Origin of the sequence: Candidatus Microbacterium colombiense, assembly GCA_029203165.1 — a bacterium.
GTDB classification, from domain to species: Bacteria; Actinomycetota; Actinomycetes; order Actinomycetales; family Microbacteriaceae; genus Microbacterium; species Microbacterium colombiense.
This window is the reverse complement of the sequence record CP119308.1, coordinates 2644842-2661031: the sequence shown is the minus strand read 5'-3', so window position 1 is coordinate 2661031 and position 16190 is coordinate 2644842. Positions and strand designations below refer to the sequence as shown.

Below are 16190 nucleotides of genomic sequence, written 5' to 3'. Positions count from 1 at the left end.
CCGCACAGATGCCGTCACGGCGATGCTGTGAAAGGCTGGAGGGGTGACGATCGTTCCTCCAGCCCCCGGCGAACCGCGACGGCCCGAGGGTCCGCGTGACCCGGGCGATGCCTGGGTGATCGCCGATTCCGGTGAGCGGTACTGGGGACGCTTCGGCGCCGCCGGTCTGCTGGTCGTCGACGCCCAGCGGGGAGTGCTGCTGCAGCACCGTGTGGCCTGGAGTCATTTCGGCGGCACGTGGGGACTGCCCGGGGGAGCGCTGCATGAGGGTGAGAGCGCCATCGTGGGTGCGCTCCGCGAGGCGCAGGAAGAAGCGGGCGTGCCCGACGGTTCGGTGCGTGCACGCTTCACGAGCGTGTTGGATCTGGATGTCTGGTCGTACACGACCGTGATCGCCGATGTCGTCGCGCCGTTCGACCCGGTGATCAGCGACCCCGAGAGTGTCGCACTCGAATGGGTGCCTGTCGACGAGATCGATGAGCGCCCGTTGCATCCCGGCTTCGCCGCGGCATGGCCGACGCTGCGGGAGCTGCTGCAGGCACGGCCGGCGCTGGTGGTCGATGCCGCGAACGTCGTCGGCTCCGTGCCGGACGGCTGGTGGAAGGACCGCGCCGGAGCGGCGGGGCGCCTGAGCGAACGACTTTCCGGTGTCGCGGTTCCTGCCGATGCGTTCGGCCTCGGGGGGACGGAGTGGTTCCCGCCGGTGGCACTGGTGATCGAAGGCCAGGCTCGTGATCTCGATGCAGTGGATGACGGCGTCGAGATCGTCCGCGCCCCCGCCGAAGGGGATGACGCGATCGTCGACGAGGCGGCGCGCCGAGTCGACGGAGGAGCGCACGTGCTCGTCGTGACGAGCGACCGAGGTCTGCGCTCCCGTGTGGAGCAGCTCGGGGCTCGTGTCGAGTCCTCGGGCTGGTTGCGCAGACTCCTGGGTGACTGACCTGGGCGACTGACCTGGGCGACTGACCTGGGTGACTGAAGTACACGTCTGAGCCTGGCGTGCATCACTGGACGTCACGCGGCACTCGACGTCACGCGGCGTTCGACGTCACGCGGCACCGGTCAGACGAACATCACTCGTCTCGGAGCATGGTCGCGATACTCGTTGCCGAGCGGGCTCGTCCACGCGATACTTCCATCCGGACGCGCGCGGGCGGTCCAACGATGGAGGTCCGACACATCGGGATGCTTCAGTGCGTGGTGTCCGGTGCAGAAATGACTGAGGTTGTCGAGGCGCGTCCGTCCGCCCTTGGCATGGTCATGATTGTGATCGACTTCGCAGCGGTGCACCGGCATCCGACATCCGGGGAATCGACAATGCTGATCTCGCGCGCGCAGGAATCGCCGCATTCCCTCTGTCGGTGTGTAGGTGTCGGTCTCGGTGATCATGCCGGTGGCATCGAGGAAGAGTCTGCTCCAGCCGGTGTTGTGTCCGGCGATCTCCCGCGCGATCTCGGAATCGAGGGCACCGTGCCCGTCGAGTTCGGCCAGGCGATCGTCGGCTCCGGCGAGAGTCGATGCCGCGACCGTGACCTGAATGCGAGCCTGGATCGACTCGAGGCCCGTTCCCTGGGCTGCGGATGGTTCGGAAGCGAGCAGCAGATCGGTGAACAAATCGGCGCGGATCTGGTCGGTCGTTCGCGCATCGGCGGGGATGTGCTCGACGTCACCGCTGTGCACCGGATCGATGAGCGGATCGACGAGCGAGGCCAGCGGGTCGACGAGGCCGGCCAGCGGGTCGGTGGTGAACGTGTCGTCCTCCCCGAAGATCGCGTAGAACGGGTCATCGAGGTCGATGTCTTCCGGTCGGACGTCATCGAGACCGTCGGGTTCCGATGGGTCGAGCACCGGCTCCCGCTCGTCGCGCGAGCGGATGATGTGTCGTGCCATCCGTGTGAGCCGATCCTGAATCGCCACGGCAAGCGCTTCCGGCAGAACCGCCGTCAAGAGTGCGAGCCCATCGTCGAGGGAGCGCACCTGCACGCACCGCTCATCGGCGGCGCGTGCATGGCGGTCGCGGAGCGACTCTCCGACGAGCGCAGACGCCACCTGGCGTGCGTGCGCGCGCGTGCGCGAGGGGGTGTCGACTTCGGCGACCACGAGAACAGCCGACTCGTAGAGCTCGAGGGTCACAGGTGCCACCCGGTTGTTGCGCACCGCTTCACTCACGATCGCGCCCGCCCGGGCGATCTCGCGCACATGCGCGGCCGTGATCGCGCCTCGCTCGAAGGCTTCCTGCACTCCGGGGAAACTGTCGGCGAGAGCAACGGCGTCGGCGAAGGCGAAGTCCATCGAGCCCGTGGAGACGTGACCCGCAGCCGCGTACTCCGCCACCATCGAGCGGTGGATCGCATCGCGATGGAAGGGGCTGGAGGCCACGTCGGCGTCGTGCAGGACTACACGCTTCTGGAGCAGGCCCGCCGACTTCGCTTCGAGCGCGGCGATCTGTCGTCGAGTCTCGATCCACTCATCCAGCAGGCGGCGACGTTCCTCGATGTCGAGGTCAGAATCGCCGGGAGTGAACATGTCTCCAGTATAGAACATATGTTCTAATATCGGTAGATCAATCTGCGAAGAAATCGTCCTCGGACTCGCCACGACCGCGGAGCCTGTCGATGTCGCGACGCTCACGCTTCGTCGGTCGACCGGCGCCACGATCACGCAGTCCGAGCGCGGCCTGGGGCTCGCGTTCCGGTGTGCGATCCTCATATGCCGCAGCTGCTATCGGTGCACCGACACGCTTGACCAGCAGCTGGCGCACGGTGAGGATCCGGTCGAAGCCGGAGATACGTATCCGTACCTCGTCGCCGACGCGCACCGGCTGTGCCGCCTTCACCTTGTCGCCGTTGAGGCGGATATGCCCCGCACGGCATGCCGTGGTCGCCGCTGACCGCGTCTTGTACGCGCGAATGGCCCAGAGCCAACTGTCGATGCGCACTGATGTCGGGCTCATGAGGCTCGCCGCCTGTCCAGAGCGATCAGAATCCCCGCGACGATCAGGCCTTGCCCGAGCGTGTAGGTCAGCATGATCACGGGACTGCTCCACGCCGGCAGCGACCCTGGCAGGAACAGACGCAGGGCGAGGATCGTGTCGCTGGCCAGGAAGAACGCTCCACCGGCCGCGACGACCGGGTCGCAGCGGGTGGCGAATGCCGCAGTGCCGGCGAGGACCACCCCGTAGATCGCGACTGCCACGAGTAGTCCGCCCGCGTGGGGACCGAGCACGGTGATCATCGCAATCCACCAGGCCACGTAGATGAGTGCCCACCACGGCATCCGCTGTCGAGTGGAATGGCGGAGGAAGAGCGCGATGTATGTCAGGTGCGCGATGCCGAAGAATCCCAGCATGAGTGGGATCTCGGGGGCATTCGGGAAGAGGGCACCCGCGCTGTCGCCGAGCCAGGAGAACAGAAGCGCTCCGAACACCAAGATGGCGGCCAGCCGCGGGGTGATTCGCCGCACCGCGACCACGACGGGCAGTGCCAACAGCGGCATCAGAAGCAGCTTGGTCGGGGTAGCGAGAGGACTGTCGAGAGCGAGCAAGACGACGTGCGCGATGGAGACGGCGATGTACGGGAGGAACGACCACACGAGCGGCATGCTCGGGGCGCGAGCGATCCAGGCACGCCGAGACGCCCCTTCGTCGAAGAGCGGGGCTTCGTCGCGGGATGACGCGCTCAGGACTCGACCGTGACGTCTGCGACGGTGTCGTCGGGAGCGAGGTGGACGGCAGGCCAGTATCCATCGGGAAAGTGCGAGCCGCACGTATCCGTGAGGTGCAGGACGACCGTGCCATCGGTTGAGACCTCGATGGTCTCCAGCACGAGGTCTGCTGCAGCCTCTTCGAGATCGCCGGGTTCGGGGTCGCCCTGGCTGAAGTTCGTGACGACGGCATCCGATGCGGCGCGTCGCAACGTCGCCAGATCGGCCACCGTCGACCTGAGCCGGGGGAGAAGTGCGTCGGCGTCGGCGGCAGAGGTCGCCTCGATCATCAGCTCGAGGTCCGCGCCGTCGGCAGACAGCGTGCCGACGTACCAGTCGTGCGTGAGGACGGTGCCATCGGTCATTTCGGTGGTCGCGCGCGTGAACGTGCCGAGTTCGGGGTCTTCGATGATCGGATGCTCGTCGCTCATGCGTCCACGCTAGCGGTCGGCGTCATGCGGAGAGGTCCATCGTGACGAGCGTGCGCCCGGGCTTCATCTCTGTCGTCGCGGTGAAGCCGGCGGCGCGGAACGTGCCGAGGGTGCCGTGGAACAGGTCGTTCGTTCGCTTCTTCTCGCCGGCGGTGTCGACCGGATACGCCTCGATCAGCCGTGCGCCGGCGTCGCGGGCGAATTCGACGGCGGCTCGGACCAGCTCGTGGTTGAGGCCCTTCCCTCGATGCTCGCGGCGCACGACGAAGCACGTGACCGCCCACACCGCAGCATCATCGAAGGGCTCCTCGCTCGCTGCCGCGATCATTCGGGTGCGAGCGATGCGTTCCTGACGGATGCGCGGGCCTATGCGGATCCACCCGGCAGCCTCTCCATCGACGTAGACGACGATGCCCGGTGGCGGACCATCTCGTATCTCGTCGCGCAACATCTCGGTGCGCTGCGGGGTCGTGGTCTCGTTCCACTCCTTGTTGCTCAGCATCGGCCAGATGCATTGGCAGCTCGCGCCGTCACCGCCGCCGGTGAGCGCATGCTGCACGTCATCCCAGCGCGCCGACGTCGCCACCTCGGTCGTGATCGTCACCATGCACGCACGCTACGCCGGGCCTCCGACACCTGCAACGCCTCGGTTCGCGGAGGGCCGCCGGGTCAGGCTAAGATAGGGGAGTTGCCTGCGCGAGAGTGCAGAACAACGGGCTGTGGCGCAGCTTGGTAGCGCACTTGGCTGGGGGTCAAGGGGTTCACCCCTCCCAGACGGCCCGACATAACTGAAAATTGAATGCCACGGGCTGTGGCGCAGCTTGGTAGCGCACCTGACTGGGGGTCAGGGGGTCGCAGGTTCAAATCCTGTCAGCCCGACAGAAAAACCCTGATGAGAAGCAATTTTCATCAGGGTTTTGTTGTTTCCGAGGGTCGTATTTTTTGGTCCCCTTCTGGTCCCCTCGACTTCCAGGTGACGTGGGCCTGTGGACAACGGAACCCGTCGCGAGGCCCTTCCTGTGGAGGGCTGAGGAATGCGTTGGCTTGCACCGCTGCCGAGGCAAGGTGCCGGTCGTCAGGGTGCACGTAGCCGCGGGTGGTCTCCATCGATGCGTGCCCGAGAATCTCCTGGAGGACGTGCAGTGGAAGACCCGCAACAAATGAACTTGCTCGACAGTTCGTATCTCCGCCACTCAGGATGAGGAGAAGCTTTCCACACTGGAGATGCGATCCGCTGTGCCGCGCACAGCCCACGTGAAAGGCACATCACCCATGAGCAGCAATACTCGTCGCCCTGGCGCTACCGCCGTCGCGCGCATCCTCAGCGCGTTCCTACTGGCAGGGTGTTCCTCCGCAACTCCGGAGGAGAACACGTCCGCAGCATGTACCACTCGTCGGTCCGGGACACGAGTTGATAGGGTCCGGGAATGATCGACACACCGCGTCCGGCCGCGTCCAGAAGATCGGTCGGGGCAAAGGCGGGGATCGATCGAGGCCAGATCGTCGCGGCAGCCCTCACCATCGTCGACCGGCCTATCACCATGCAGGCTGTCGCGCGCATCCTCGGCGTCGACCGCTCCGCGGTCAATCACCACGTCGCGAGTCGGGAGCAGCTCCTTCAGCTGGTGGCTGACACCACCTTCGCGCGGGAGATCGGCGACATCGACATCCGGGCCGGACTCGGGTGGCAGGAGGCCGCGCGTGAGTACGTGCGGGGTTACGCCGAAGCCCTGATCTCCACGGGAGCGTTGGCCGAGCATCTCTCGGCCGCGCTGCAGGAGGATCGCTTCCTGCGCTCCACCGAGGCGTTGTTGGATGAGTTGCTCAGTGCGGACTTCTCGGACGAGCACGCGACCCGGTTCGTGGTGACACTCGGGTATATTGCGCAGGGCTGGGCGCGAGACCGCATTGCCATCGACGCTGGTGCCGCGACCCGCAGGGCGGATCACACCCGTGCTGCCCTCGCGGAACGCGATCCCGCCGAGTTCCCGCATCTGGATCGCGTCAGCGCGGCGCGGGTGGACACGTACGGATCGCAGCAGCTCACGTACGCTCTCGACGCGGCGATCGAGGGTGCGCAGGCCCGCATCGCCGGTGACGGATTCCGCTGAACGCTGCGCATCGCGCGAACGACGAAGTTGAGCGTCATCTCGCCGCCGTGTTCGCTCTCGCTTGACGACTCATCGCGTGTCGCGTAGCGTCTCCTTAACAGTTCACGCGCGTGAACTGCTGACGAGGAGGTCAACATGGCGACGGCGAAGCCGACGAAGACGCGCGTCGCGCCCGGCGACAAGGTCACGGGCGCGGACCTGAGGGGCACCGAACGCCGCTGGCGGCGTTTCGGAGAGCCGAAGCCGGCGGGGAGTGCGGTCCGCGAAGACGGTTCCCTCGACTACGGGCTCTTCGGGCCGGGAAGCGTCGTCTGGGAACTGGTGCTGCACCCGTCGACAATCTTCTTCCACCACGCCGCCCAGCAGCTCTCGCAGGACGTCTACAAGCCGATCAAGGCGGGCATCCGCGATGGAGAGCCGATCGTGCGCAAAGCCGTCAAAGGCGAGTTCACCATCTTCGATGCTTTCGAACGGCTCCAGCGCGGCGCCGCGATGCACCTGCCGATGTGGCTCGGCGATACCGAGACCGCGGAGCGCATGGCGGCGCACCTGCACAAGATCCACTCGCATGTCGCCGGCGATGTGATCGACAGCGCCGCGCCCGAGCTGGGCGGCTACCTCGCCAGCTCGCCGCGTGAATCCCTCTGGGCAGGCATCACGGAGCTGCACCCCATGCTGCGCGCCTACGAGTCGTTCGCCTTCCAAGGCCTCTTCGGGGCGCCACGTCGCCTTCCTGACGACGTACGCGATCAGTTCGCTCGCGAGATGGGGGCGTACCTGCGGCTGCACGGAGCCCCGGAAGACGAGATCCCCTCGACGATGCAGGAGCTGTCGGCGCTCTACGCGAAGTACGATGACCTGTTCGGTCACACGTCGACGCTCTCGATCCGGCCGGAGGACGGGCAGGACTACGAGGTACTCCTGCGCGAATCGTCGAAGAAGAACATCAACGGCTCGCACGTTAAGGTCCTCCTCATCTTCGGGCTCACTACGGGGTTGCTGGGCAAGCCGGTGCTGGGTGCGCTTCCGAGCAAGACGCGCCAGGGTCATGGCCTCGACGAAAAGGCGTCGCGTCGGGCGCTCCGTGCCCGGGTGACCATTCGTCCACTCGCGTGGTTGCTCCAGCGCGGTCCCATCGAGCGGTACTTCATGCGACTGCTGTGGGGCGAGGACGGCGTGATGTTGATCACCTCGGCGCGCGAACTCCACAAGAAGGTGCTCGACGAGCGCCGCCGCCGCGGGGAACCCCGGTTCGGGTGATCGGCGCACTGTCACACGCCGCCTCACTCATCTTCAGGAAGAGAAGGATTCCATGAGCTCGAACGAACTCGAAGGGCGCGTCGCCGTCGTCACAGGTGCCGGGCAGGGGGTGGGGCAGGGCATCGCCCTCGCCCTGGCCGGAAGCGGGGCGAGTGTCGTCGTCGCCGAGCTTGATGCCAGCTCGGGCGAGCGGAGCGCTCAGCTCATCCGGGAACGCGGCGGCGAAGCGATCGCCGTACAGACCGATGTGCAGGACGCCGCGTCGATCGAGGCGTGTGTCGCCCGGACGCTCGAGGTCTTCGGTGGCCTGAACATCCTCGTGAACAACGCTATGGCGGCTTCGGTTGACACTCCCGTGCAGGAGACGACGGATGAGCAGCTGCAGCGAGCGCTCACGGTCGGCGTCATAGCCACCCATCGGTTCATGCGTGCGGCGTACCCGAGCCTGCGCGGAGACGGTCGGGTCATCAACGTCCGCAGCGGCGCCGAGATCTCTGGTCAACGCGGCATGGCCGCGTATGTCGCGTCCAAGGGCGCCATCGCCGGACTGACGCGTGTCGCGGCGAAGGAGTGGGGTGCGGACGGCATCACCGTGAACGCGATCATGCCTCTGTCATTCGGGCCGTCGGCGCTGCAGTGGTTCGACGAGAATCCCGAGGTAGCACAGTCGGTGATGGCGGGGCAGGCTATCAAGCGCGGCGGCGACGCGGAGACGGACATCGGCAGTGCCGTCGCCTTCCTGGCCGGCCCAGGGGCATCGTTCATCACGGGCGTCACCATCAACATCGACGGCGGCGGAGCTACGCTCTCATGAACGACGCGATCACGACGGATCCCTCGATCGAAGACGCCGTCGCAGCGACCCGAGCCTCATTCGCCACTCGCCGGACTCGTCCGCTCGCCTGGCGAGTCCATCAACTGGATCGCCTTGCTGATCTTCTCAGGGAGAACGGCGAGCGGATCGAGCATGCGCTGTGGACCGATCTGCATAAGTCGCCCACGCAGACGCAGATCAACGAGACCGGCGCGGTCATCGCCGACATCGCTCACCTGAAGAAGAACCTCCGTCGATGGGTGAAGGATGCTCGACTGCCCGTGCCTCTGGGGCTGCGTCCCGCCCGGGCGCGGCTGGTCACCGAGCCCCTGGGCGTGGTGCTCATCGTCGCGCCATGGAACTACCCCGTGCAGCTGCTGATGGCGCCGCTGGCAGGAGCATTGGCTGCCGGCAACGCCGTCGTCCTCAAGCCCAGTGAACTCACACCGACCGTGTCCGCGCTCTGGGCTGAACTCGTGCCCCGCTACCTCGACCCAGACGCGGTGAGGGTCGTAGAAGGGGGTGTAGAGGAGACGACGACGCTGCTCACACACTCGTTCGACTACATCTTCTACACCGGCAATGGCACGGTCGGGCGCATTGTGGCCCACGCCGCGGCGGACCACCTGACACCGGTCACGTTGGAACTGGGTGGGAAGTCTCCCGTCTGGTTCGACGATGACGAGAACATCGCACAGGTTGCTCGACGGTTGGCCTGGGCCAAATACACAAATGCGGGTCAGACGTGTGTCGCTCCTGACTATGTCCTCACCACCCCCGACCGAGTCGAGGCGCTCACAGCGGCGCTGGGCTCCGCTATCCGCGCCATGTGGTCTGACGACCCTGCCGCCGTCGAGGACTATGGGCGGATCGTCAACGACCGTCACTTCGCCCGACTCGCCGGCTACCTCAAGGACGGCGACATCATCCACGGTGGCGTGACCGACGCCTCCCGACGCTACATCTCCCCGACCGTCCTGCAGCTTCAGGAGCCGTTAGACGTGCGCGACCTTGCCGGGCGACCACCGATCATGCGGGAAGAGATTTTCGGCCCGATCCTCCCGGTCGTTCCCGTCGCCGATCCGGCAGACGCTGTCCGCTACATCAATGCCGGCGATAAACCACTGGCACTGTACGTCTTCTCCGGCGACGCGGCGACGCGCGAACTGTTCGTGCGCGAGACATCATCGGGAGGCATCGGTCTTGACGTCCCGATGCTCCAGGCCGGCCTTCCCGATGTCCCTTTCGGGGGAGTAGGGCCAAGCGGGATGGGCTCATACCACGGCGCCGCGTCGGTCTATACTTTCAGCCACCGTAAGCCCGTCGTGCGGAAGAGATTCGTCCTTGATGCTCTCCGTTTCATCGAGCCGCCGTTCACCGAGCAGAAGCGACAGATCGCCCGTCGCACTGCCACAGCAGGTTCGCGGCGCGAACGTTCTTCACGGTACTAATCTCTCTTCTGGGACGAGAAAGCTGACGTGTACCCGCTAGTAGGAGATGATCGGCCGTGGCGAGCGAACGCCCCCGAGGGGGCACGCCTGTGGGATCTCCTCGGTGCCCACCCTCGCTCATCCGCTCAAGGTGGAGGTGTCGACTTCGGGGTCTGGGCACCGCATGCGCAGGCGGTGCGCGTGATCGGGCCGTTCAACGACTGGACAGGCCGGGATGGTGAACTTCATCGATCGGGTCAGGGTGGGCTCTGGCGTGGAACAGTTCGCGAGGCGAGCGTCGGCGATCTGTACCGACTGGATATCTTGACCGCCGCGGGGAGGTGGGTGCAAAAGGCCGATCCCTTCGCGCGCGAGTCCGAGCTTCCCCCCTCGACGTCGTCAGTGGTCGCAGACGACGTCGCGTTTGCGTGGACGGACGAAGAGTGGCGTTCGGCGCAGTCGGCCCGTCGAGGACTGGATCTCCCGGTGAGCATCTACAAGATGCATCTGGGATCGTGGCGGCCGGGACTCGGATACCGGGAACTCGCCGATGAGCAAATCCCTTAGCGCAAGTCGATGTACTCCTGCCAGGGACAACGATGCTGGTTCCTCCGCGCACGACGATCTGGCTCGCCGCCACAGCCGATCGCTGAACTGTGCCATCGCATCCTGCGACCACAAGCAGCCTGAACACTAGCCGACAAGAGCGTCAACAGCATTGACTGTGCAGCATTGCCTCCCGACGGGCTCATCGCATGCTAGGGGCGATTCCTGTAGGGCGCCCCGATGGACCGCCGCGCTTGAGAAGCGGAGCTTCAGGGCAACGTTCGACTCGCCGTCGTATCGCACCCATAGGGTTGTGGTTACGCAGCCGCTTCTTCACCGAGGGTCTGGTCGACGACCTCGGCTGCGCGTTCAGCGCTGCAACCGAGTGTCAGCGCGAGCTCCGACTCGAGGATGATCCTGGCCTTCTGCAGCATTCGTTTCTCGCCGGCAGAGACCCCGTTTGTCATGTCTCTGCGCCAGAGATCGCGGACAACTTCGGAGATCCGATAGATGTCGCCGCCGGCCATCTTCTCCTGATTTGCTTTGAACCGGCGAGACCAGTTGCTGAACTCTTCCACCATCGGCTCTCGCAGCACCGAGAACACCCGATCGAGTTCATCACCACTGACGACGCTTCGCACCCCGACGTACTCGAACTTCGACACCGGCAGCTGGATCGTTAGGTCGGTGGTGTGGACGCGCATCGTCGCGTACAGGTCGTCGGTGCCGCGGACCGTGCGTTCGCGCACGTCGGTGACAGTTACTGCGCCGTGGTGCGGGTAGACGAGGGTGTCGCCGATGTTGACATTCATGAGGAATGTTCTTTCTGTGAGTTTTCCAGAGCAGTCGGGGGAGATTGCAGCCAGCTGGGGGTGAGCGTGACAAGCTGATCCACGATCTCGTCGTCGCTGAGGTCGAGCGCGCCCAGCAGCCAGGCGATCAGCACCGACGCGACGCCCCCGGCCGTGTGAACCGCCGCAACACGGGCGTTGACGCGCGCGTCTTGCTGAGCTCCCGCCACAGCGCTCTCGAACACTTCGATCGCGTACGACGCGACAAACCGCTCGTACGCTGCCCGCATCGCGTCGATCGCCAACGCCGCCCGATACATCTCGAAATGCGCCACCAGGTGGGCGACCAGGCGCGCGTAACCGTCGCGCGCGATGGTCTCTCGGGGCTGCCGGCTTGAGGTTGTCGAGACCTGCAGCCGAATGTCGGCGAGGCTGTGTGCGAGGAACGCCGACGCGAAGTCGTTGAGGTCAGTGAAATGCGCGTAGAACGCGCTCCGACTGACCCCGGCGGCATCGACCAGAGTCCGCACAGAAAATCCTGTCGGATCCGCCGACAGATCAGCCGCCGCGTCGAACAGTCGCGACATCATGCGCCTCGTCCGAGGATCCATCTGCTTGTCGACCCGTCCCAAACGGGACTCAAACACCACGGTGGAGGGAATCATCACCATGAGAATAGCAGAACTCGCGGACATGTGTCCGGGAGCGCGGGTGGTGGCCCGCCGGCTCGGCGGCCGACGAGCTTTGCTGGCAACTTTTCAGTCCAAGAAGACTCCGCGAGACTCTCCACTGCTTTGCGCGATCCTCTGCCCGACGGGCACGCGCGTCTGAGACCGCGCCGGTATCCCGAACTTCGCAGGCAGAACACGGCTACTGTGGCGAATGATGGTGGGGCCATGCTGTACTCCCTCCGGGATCGACAGTCGAAAACTCCGGACGCGTCGACAAGCGGTTGTGTCGACGATGAAGTGTCCACATCGAGGTTAGGGCGCAGGATGGGCAGTGACCCGAGGCCTAAGTTCTTGATTCGCGCTCGCCGCTGAGGCGAGGGTCAATTTCCCTGTCGGGTCAACTTGCTTTAGCTGCGCGAAATGGACTCGCCGACCATCGGCGCGTTGGGGCACCGTTTGACCTCGTTCATGGCTCCCCCGCGCAGGGACCAAAAGGGGACCAGAATCATGCAAACCCTGCATTGCGTGACGTGTCCCGCATGGTCTGATCTGCGGAACTACGCGGTTTCTGGCCCGATTCGGGCTGTTCGGACGCCTGGGGGTCAAGGGGTCGCAGGTTCAAATCCTGTCAGCCCGACGACATGAGGCCCGGAAACTCGCAAGAGTCTCCGGGCCTTCGTCATGTCCGCCTGCGCTCGCTGATGCACGATCAGAACGCACCGATCGACGGGGCCGGGGACTCTCCCCGCCCTCATCAGCGACGGGTCCGGTGCCTCGCGCCGCCGGTGCGGCAACCAATATGCTGTGCACGTGAAATCGGACGTCACCGACCTGATTCGAACCGTGCGCGAGCGATCTGTGGCTCCTGAGTGGGGCGGTCCAGCGCCCATCCGGGCGATCGTCGAACAGCTCTACGCTCGTGACGACATTCGGTATCTCGCTCCGGAGTCGGACACCGATCACGTCCTCGCCGCGTTGTTGGTCGCATCCTCGGTCATGCGCCTGAGCGGAATCGACGAACTGAACGCATCGTCTCTTCCCGGATATCAACTGACCGTGCGCGAGGACACGGTCACGTGGAGGGGGACGAAAGCGCCCATCGCGCTCCTCAACGCCATCGCAGACGAGGCGATACGAGGGGATGTGTCTCCCACATTCAGAATGTTCGCGACCTACGCGCTTCTCGGGGGTGGTGCCGACTTCGCCGCATCCAGGGAGTCGTTCCGTCTCGTTCAAGAGGTGCGTCGTTCAGAAGTGCAGCCGCCCGCGCCCCCGCTGCCGCGCGTGCTCGCTGACTCTCCCTCTGACGCGCAGATCGCCGATTGGGTTCGCGCGACCTCTGTGGATGGCGCTTATCCGCAGGAGCGAGTGAGCTACGCGGCGTCCGCCGCGCTCTGGGAGTTCGGCGGCAGCGGTGTGTGGACCGATCCGGCAGCCTCCGCGCTCCAAGACATCGTGGTCGATTCCGTCGGCTGGGCCCGGTCGTATCAGAGCGGGTCGACGCTCGCGCCTCGCCTCAACAAACGCGCAACGTTCAGCGCGGGTGAACAGGCGATGGTCGACCGCATCATTCAGGGGCGGATCGCCAAGATCCTGTATGGCGGAGGCAGCGGCCCGCGGGGGCTCAATCGTTACCACGGCGAGCTGTTGACGCCCTTCGCGATTCAGGCCGCACAGCGGGCTGCGACGAAACGTTCAAGAATCCAGGCGGAAGTCCTGGCGGTTCTGGGGTTCGCTGAGATCGAGCCGAGGCTCGAACGAACCTCAAGCCCCGTGCTGCGTTCCTCGCGATGGCCCCGGATCTGGTTCACCTTGTCTCTGATCCTTCTCGCGGTTCCCATCTTCTTCGGCGCCGGGTGGCTGATCGGTCCGCTTGCGAGCACGTATCCCTGGCTTGCCGGACTGCTGTCATTCGTGGCAGCGGCGGCTGGGGCGTTCGGGCTTCGTCTCTGCCGCCGACTGGCCCGGTACGAGGGCTGGCTCTACCCCAAGGTCGGATCGGTGCTCCTGGCGGCGGTGCTCGCCGCTTGCCTCCTCGCGATCTCCTTCGTGGAGGTCGCGAACTGGTGGTTCCTCTTGATCCTGGTGCCCGCCATCGTCGTCAACACCGCGGTCCTGTATCCCTTCGTGCGTTTCGGTGTCATCCCGCGGCTCAAGCTCGAAGAAGTCCTCAAGGCTACGATTCGCGACGCGGACTATCGCACCATCTTCGGTCAGCCGACGGAGTTCACCACTTTGAACAACTTTCCCGGTGATGTCAGCCATCCGACACTGATGAGGTACAAGACCGTCCGATGGTTCGGTTAGACGGGAGTGCCGGGACCGCCCACGAACGGCCCCGGCATCCACCTCAGCCCATCGAGTACACGTTCTCCGGAGTGAGCAACTCGGTGATCGGCGTCAGCAGATCACCGGCGAGATCGGACTCGCCCTGCACGTCGGAGTTGGTGAAGACGACGATCGTCACTTCTTCTCGGGAAAGTAGACCGTGACGGTCTTGTACCCCGGCAGGCTACCGTTGTGGCCGATCCAGCCGTTGATGGTGAAGAGCCCGAGCCCGTAGCCCGACGTCGGATCCTCCGGCGAGAACGGCACCACGTCGAGCCGCTCCTTCTGCAGCTCCGGCGACAGCAGCTCGCCCGTCGCGAGGGCCGGCACCCAGATCTTCAGATCGTCCAGATCGGAGACGATCGCGCCGGATGCCCACGCCCAGGAGGGATTCCAGTCCGTCGCAGCGACCTGCGAGCCGTCCGTCGTCTGACGGGTGTAGCCCTCGGCGTGCGGTGCGGGGAACTCGTTCGCCTCAGGGAGGAAAGTGTGCGTCATCCCGAGCGGATCGGTGACTTCGGTCTTGATGACCTCGGCCAAGGGCTTGCCGGTGATCTTCTCGATCGCGAGACCGATGAGCACCGTGTTCGTGTTGGAGTATGCGAACTCCGAGCCGGGCTCGAAGGCCAGAGGAGCGTCGGCCACCACGTCGACCAGGCTCCGCGGCGTGAGCGCGACCTGCGGATCCTGCAGGAAGTTCGCCACGAACTCCGGATCCTCTGTGTACTCGGGAACGCCGGCCGTCATGTTCGCGAGCTGGCGCAGCGTGATGCGGTCGCCTTCCGGGAGGCCGTCGACATAGTCCGAGATCGGATCGTCGAGGGAGGCTTTACCTGCGTCCACCAACCGCAGCAGCGCGGTGACGGTGAAGGTCTTCGTGACGCTGCCGATGCGATGGTTCAGATCGCTCGTCATCTCGGTCTTCTTCTCGATGTCCGCGTAGCCCGCAGAGGAGACGTAGTCGCCGTCCGCGCTCCAGATGGCGACGGTCGCTCCGGGCATGCCGCCCTTCGAGACGGCGGAGTCGAGGAGGGCATCGAGCTTCTTCACGGTCCCGGCGTCGAAGGATGCCGCGGCGGGGGCCTCTGTGCCTGATGAGGGGGTGGGAGATGATGCCGGCGCCGAGCACCCGGCGAGGATCGCGGTGGCGATCGCCGCACCGGCGAGGAGGGCGAGCGGGGAACGAGGAGAGAATGCGGGCGACACGATCTGCTTTCTGCGACAGGGGAATCGGTGACTCCCATCGTCTGTCCGGCCCCGTGGTAGCACATCGTGCGGCGGTGCCGATCGCGGTGGTACCGCAGGACGTCGATCGTCGACCGTCTCAGCACCAGGGAATGGAATGTCATCCGCATCTGTTCCGGCTCGCCGATGCCCATCGTCGAGCGGCGTACCCGCGTGAGGGCACGGGGTTTGCCCTCTCGAGTGACCGCCCCAGACGGAGTCTCGAGAGGGCGCACCGCCCAACCCGGACGGCAGGGGAGGCGGCGAAGAATCGCTGCTCTCATCGGCTGAATCCCCAGTCATCAGCCTGGTAGCCCCCGCTACGTTTAGCAGAATAACCCTATTTCGCCTTGTCCGCCATTTGGGGGACAAACATTCTGTAAGAAAGTATCTCGGACGACGAGACACTTGCCTCGGAGACGCGTTTTCATAAGGTGGAGACATGGACAGAACGCTCGTGCTGACCGCGCAGGTCGCTATCGCCCCCGGCCATCGAGTCGAGGTGTCCGAGCGCGTGGATCCGTTCTCGGACGAGCCTGTGCTGATCGAGATCGTCGATCTGGACACCGGCATCCGGTACCGGCGGGAAGAGGCTCGGGGCGAATCCTCCCGATGGCTCGGCAGGATTCTCGAGTGCACGGTGAGCATCGGCGAACGCGGGGTGAGGACGACACTGACGATCGATCCCATCGGACCCGGTGCGGTGGGAGCCAAGGTCGCTCTGCGTGATGCGGATGCGGCGGCGGAAGCGGCGAAGGCGGAGGCCGACCGCTGGGGCGGCAGCGATCGTCCTCCCGCGGAGGAACCCGAACGCTTCTGGTGACCGGTCGCTTCTGGTGATCGAGGGCATCTGGGGACCGGTCGCTTTCGGTGACCCGGCGC

At 65.4% G+C, this 16190-nt stretch carries 15 protein-coding genes and 1 tRNA gene; 8 read left to right on the top strand and 8 right to left on the bottom strand.

Translation table 11 applies throughout. From position 1 onward, the window contains the following. The first annotated feature begins 43 nt into the window (after positions 1-43). Positions 44-940, top strand: coding sequence for an NUDIX hydrolase (locus tag P0Y60_12875; GenBank protein ID WEK60213.1), 897 nt, complete (start codon positions 44-46; stop codon positions 938-940). 122 nt (positions 941-1062) lie between these two features. Here P0Y60_12875 and P0Y60_12870 read toward each other — a convergent pair whose 3' ends face one another. The 5 genes from P0Y60_12870 to P0Y60_12850 form a co-directional block, all read right to left on the bottom strand. Further along, on the bottom strand, positions 1063-2631 hold the full coding sequence (locus P0Y60_12870; protein ID WEK60212.1) for a DUF222 domain-containing protein: 1569 nt from the start codon (positions 2629-2631) through the stop codon (positions 1063-1065). Next, on the bottom strand, positions 2564-2953 hold the full coding sequence (locus tag P0Y60_12865) for an RNA-binding S4 domain-containing protein (protein WEK60211.1): 390 nt from the start codon (positions 2951-2953) through the stop codon (positions 2564-2566). Before P0Y60_12865 ends, P0Y60_12870 begins: the two co-directional genes overlap by 68 nt. Then, positions 2950-3600, bottom strand: coding sequence for a lysoplasmalogenase (locus P0Y60_12860; GenBank protein WEK60210.1), 651 nt, complete (start codon positions 3598-3600; stop codon positions 2950-2952). The genes P0Y60_12865 and P0Y60_12860 overlap by 4 nt, the downstream gene beginning before the upstream one ends. 77 nt (positions 3601-3677) lie before the next feature. Beyond that, positions 3678-4133 carry a hypothetical protein gene (locus P0Y60_12855; protein WEK60209.1) on the bottom strand — a complete coding sequence of 152 codons (456 nt, stop codon included), beginning with the start codon at positions 4131-4133 and terminating at the stop codon, positions 3678-3680. A 22-nt stretch (positions 4134-4155) separates the two neighbouring features. Further along, complete coding sequence (locus P0Y60_12850) at positions 4156-4740, bottom strand: GNAT family N-acetyltransferase (protein WEK60208.1); 585 nt, start codon at positions 4738-4740, stop codon at positions 4156-4158. Positions 4741-4938: 198 nt separating this feature from the next. Here P0Y60_12850 and P0Y60_12845 point away from each other — a divergent pair. The 5 genes from P0Y60_12845 to P0Y60_12825 all read left to right on the top strand — a co-directional run bounded on the left by P0Y60_12845 (position 4939) and on the right by P0Y60_12825 (position 9769). Further along, positions 4939-5012: transfer RNA gene (locus tag P0Y60_12845), tRNA-Pro, on the top strand. A 548-nt stretch (positions 5013-5560) separates the two neighbouring features. Next, the gene (locus P0Y60_12840; GenBank protein WEK60207.1) at positions 5561-6244 is read left to right on the top strand and encodes a hypothetical protein; all 684 of its coding nucleotides are present in this window, start codon (positions 5561-5563) and stop codon (positions 6242-6244) included. A 135-nt stretch (positions 6245-6379) separates the two neighbouring features. Beyond that, on the top strand, positions 6380-7504 hold the full coding sequence (locus P0Y60_12835; GenBank protein ID WEK60206.1) for an oxygenase MpaB family protein: 1125 nt from the start codon (positions 6380-6382) through the stop codon (positions 7502-7504). Positions 7505-7556: 52 nt separating this feature from the next. Then, entirely contained in the window at positions 7557-8318 is a 762-nt protein-coding gene (locus P0Y60_12830; protein ID WEK60205.1) for an SDR family oxidoreductase, read from the top strand. Beyond that, positions 8315-9769, top strand: a complete 1455-nt coding sequence (locus P0Y60_12825; GenBank protein WEK60204.1) for an aldehyde dehydrogenase family protein — start codon at positions 8315-8317, stop codon at positions 9767-9769. The genes P0Y60_12830 and P0Y60_12825 overlap by 4 nt, the downstream gene beginning before the upstream one ends. Before the next feature lie 842 nt (positions 9770-10611). On the opposite strand, the gene P0Y60_12820 is transcribed toward P0Y60_12825, so the two are convergent. Further along, positions 10612-11106, bottom strand: a complete 495-nt coding sequence (locus P0Y60_12820; protein ID WEK60203.1) for a CarD family transcriptional regulator — start codon at positions 11104-11106, stop codon at positions 10612-10614. Then, positions 11103-11756, bottom strand: coding sequence for a TetR/AcrR family transcriptional regulator (locus P0Y60_12815; GenBank protein ID WEK60202.1), 654 nt, complete (start codon positions 11754-11756; stop codon positions 11103-11105). The genes P0Y60_12820 and P0Y60_12815 overlap by 4 nt, the downstream gene beginning before the upstream one ends. 810 nt (positions 11757-12566) lie before the next feature. Between P0Y60_12815 and P0Y60_12810 the strand changes: the two genes are divergently transcribed. Continuing rightward, positions 12567-14063, top strand: coding sequence for a hypothetical protein (locus tag P0Y60_12810; GenBank protein ID WEK60201.1), 1497 nt, complete (start codon positions 12567-12569; stop codon positions 14061-14063). 156 nt (positions 14064-14219) lie between these two features. Here the strand turns inward: P0Y60_12810 and P0Y60_12805 are convergent, their stop codons facing one another. Continuing rightward, entirely contained in the window at positions 14220-15290 is a 1071-nt protein-coding gene (locus P0Y60_12805; GenBank protein ID WEK60200.1) for a serine hydrolase, read from the bottom strand. A gap of 460 nt (positions 15291-15750) precedes the next feature. On the opposite strand from P0Y60_12805, the gene P0Y60_12800 reads away from it, so the two are divergent. Then, on the top strand, positions 15751-16131 hold the full coding sequence (locus P0Y60_12800; GenBank protein ID WEK60199.1) for a hypothetical protein: 381 nt from the start codon (positions 15751-15753) through the stop codon (positions 16129-16131). Positions 16132-16190: the final 59 nt, after the last annotated feature.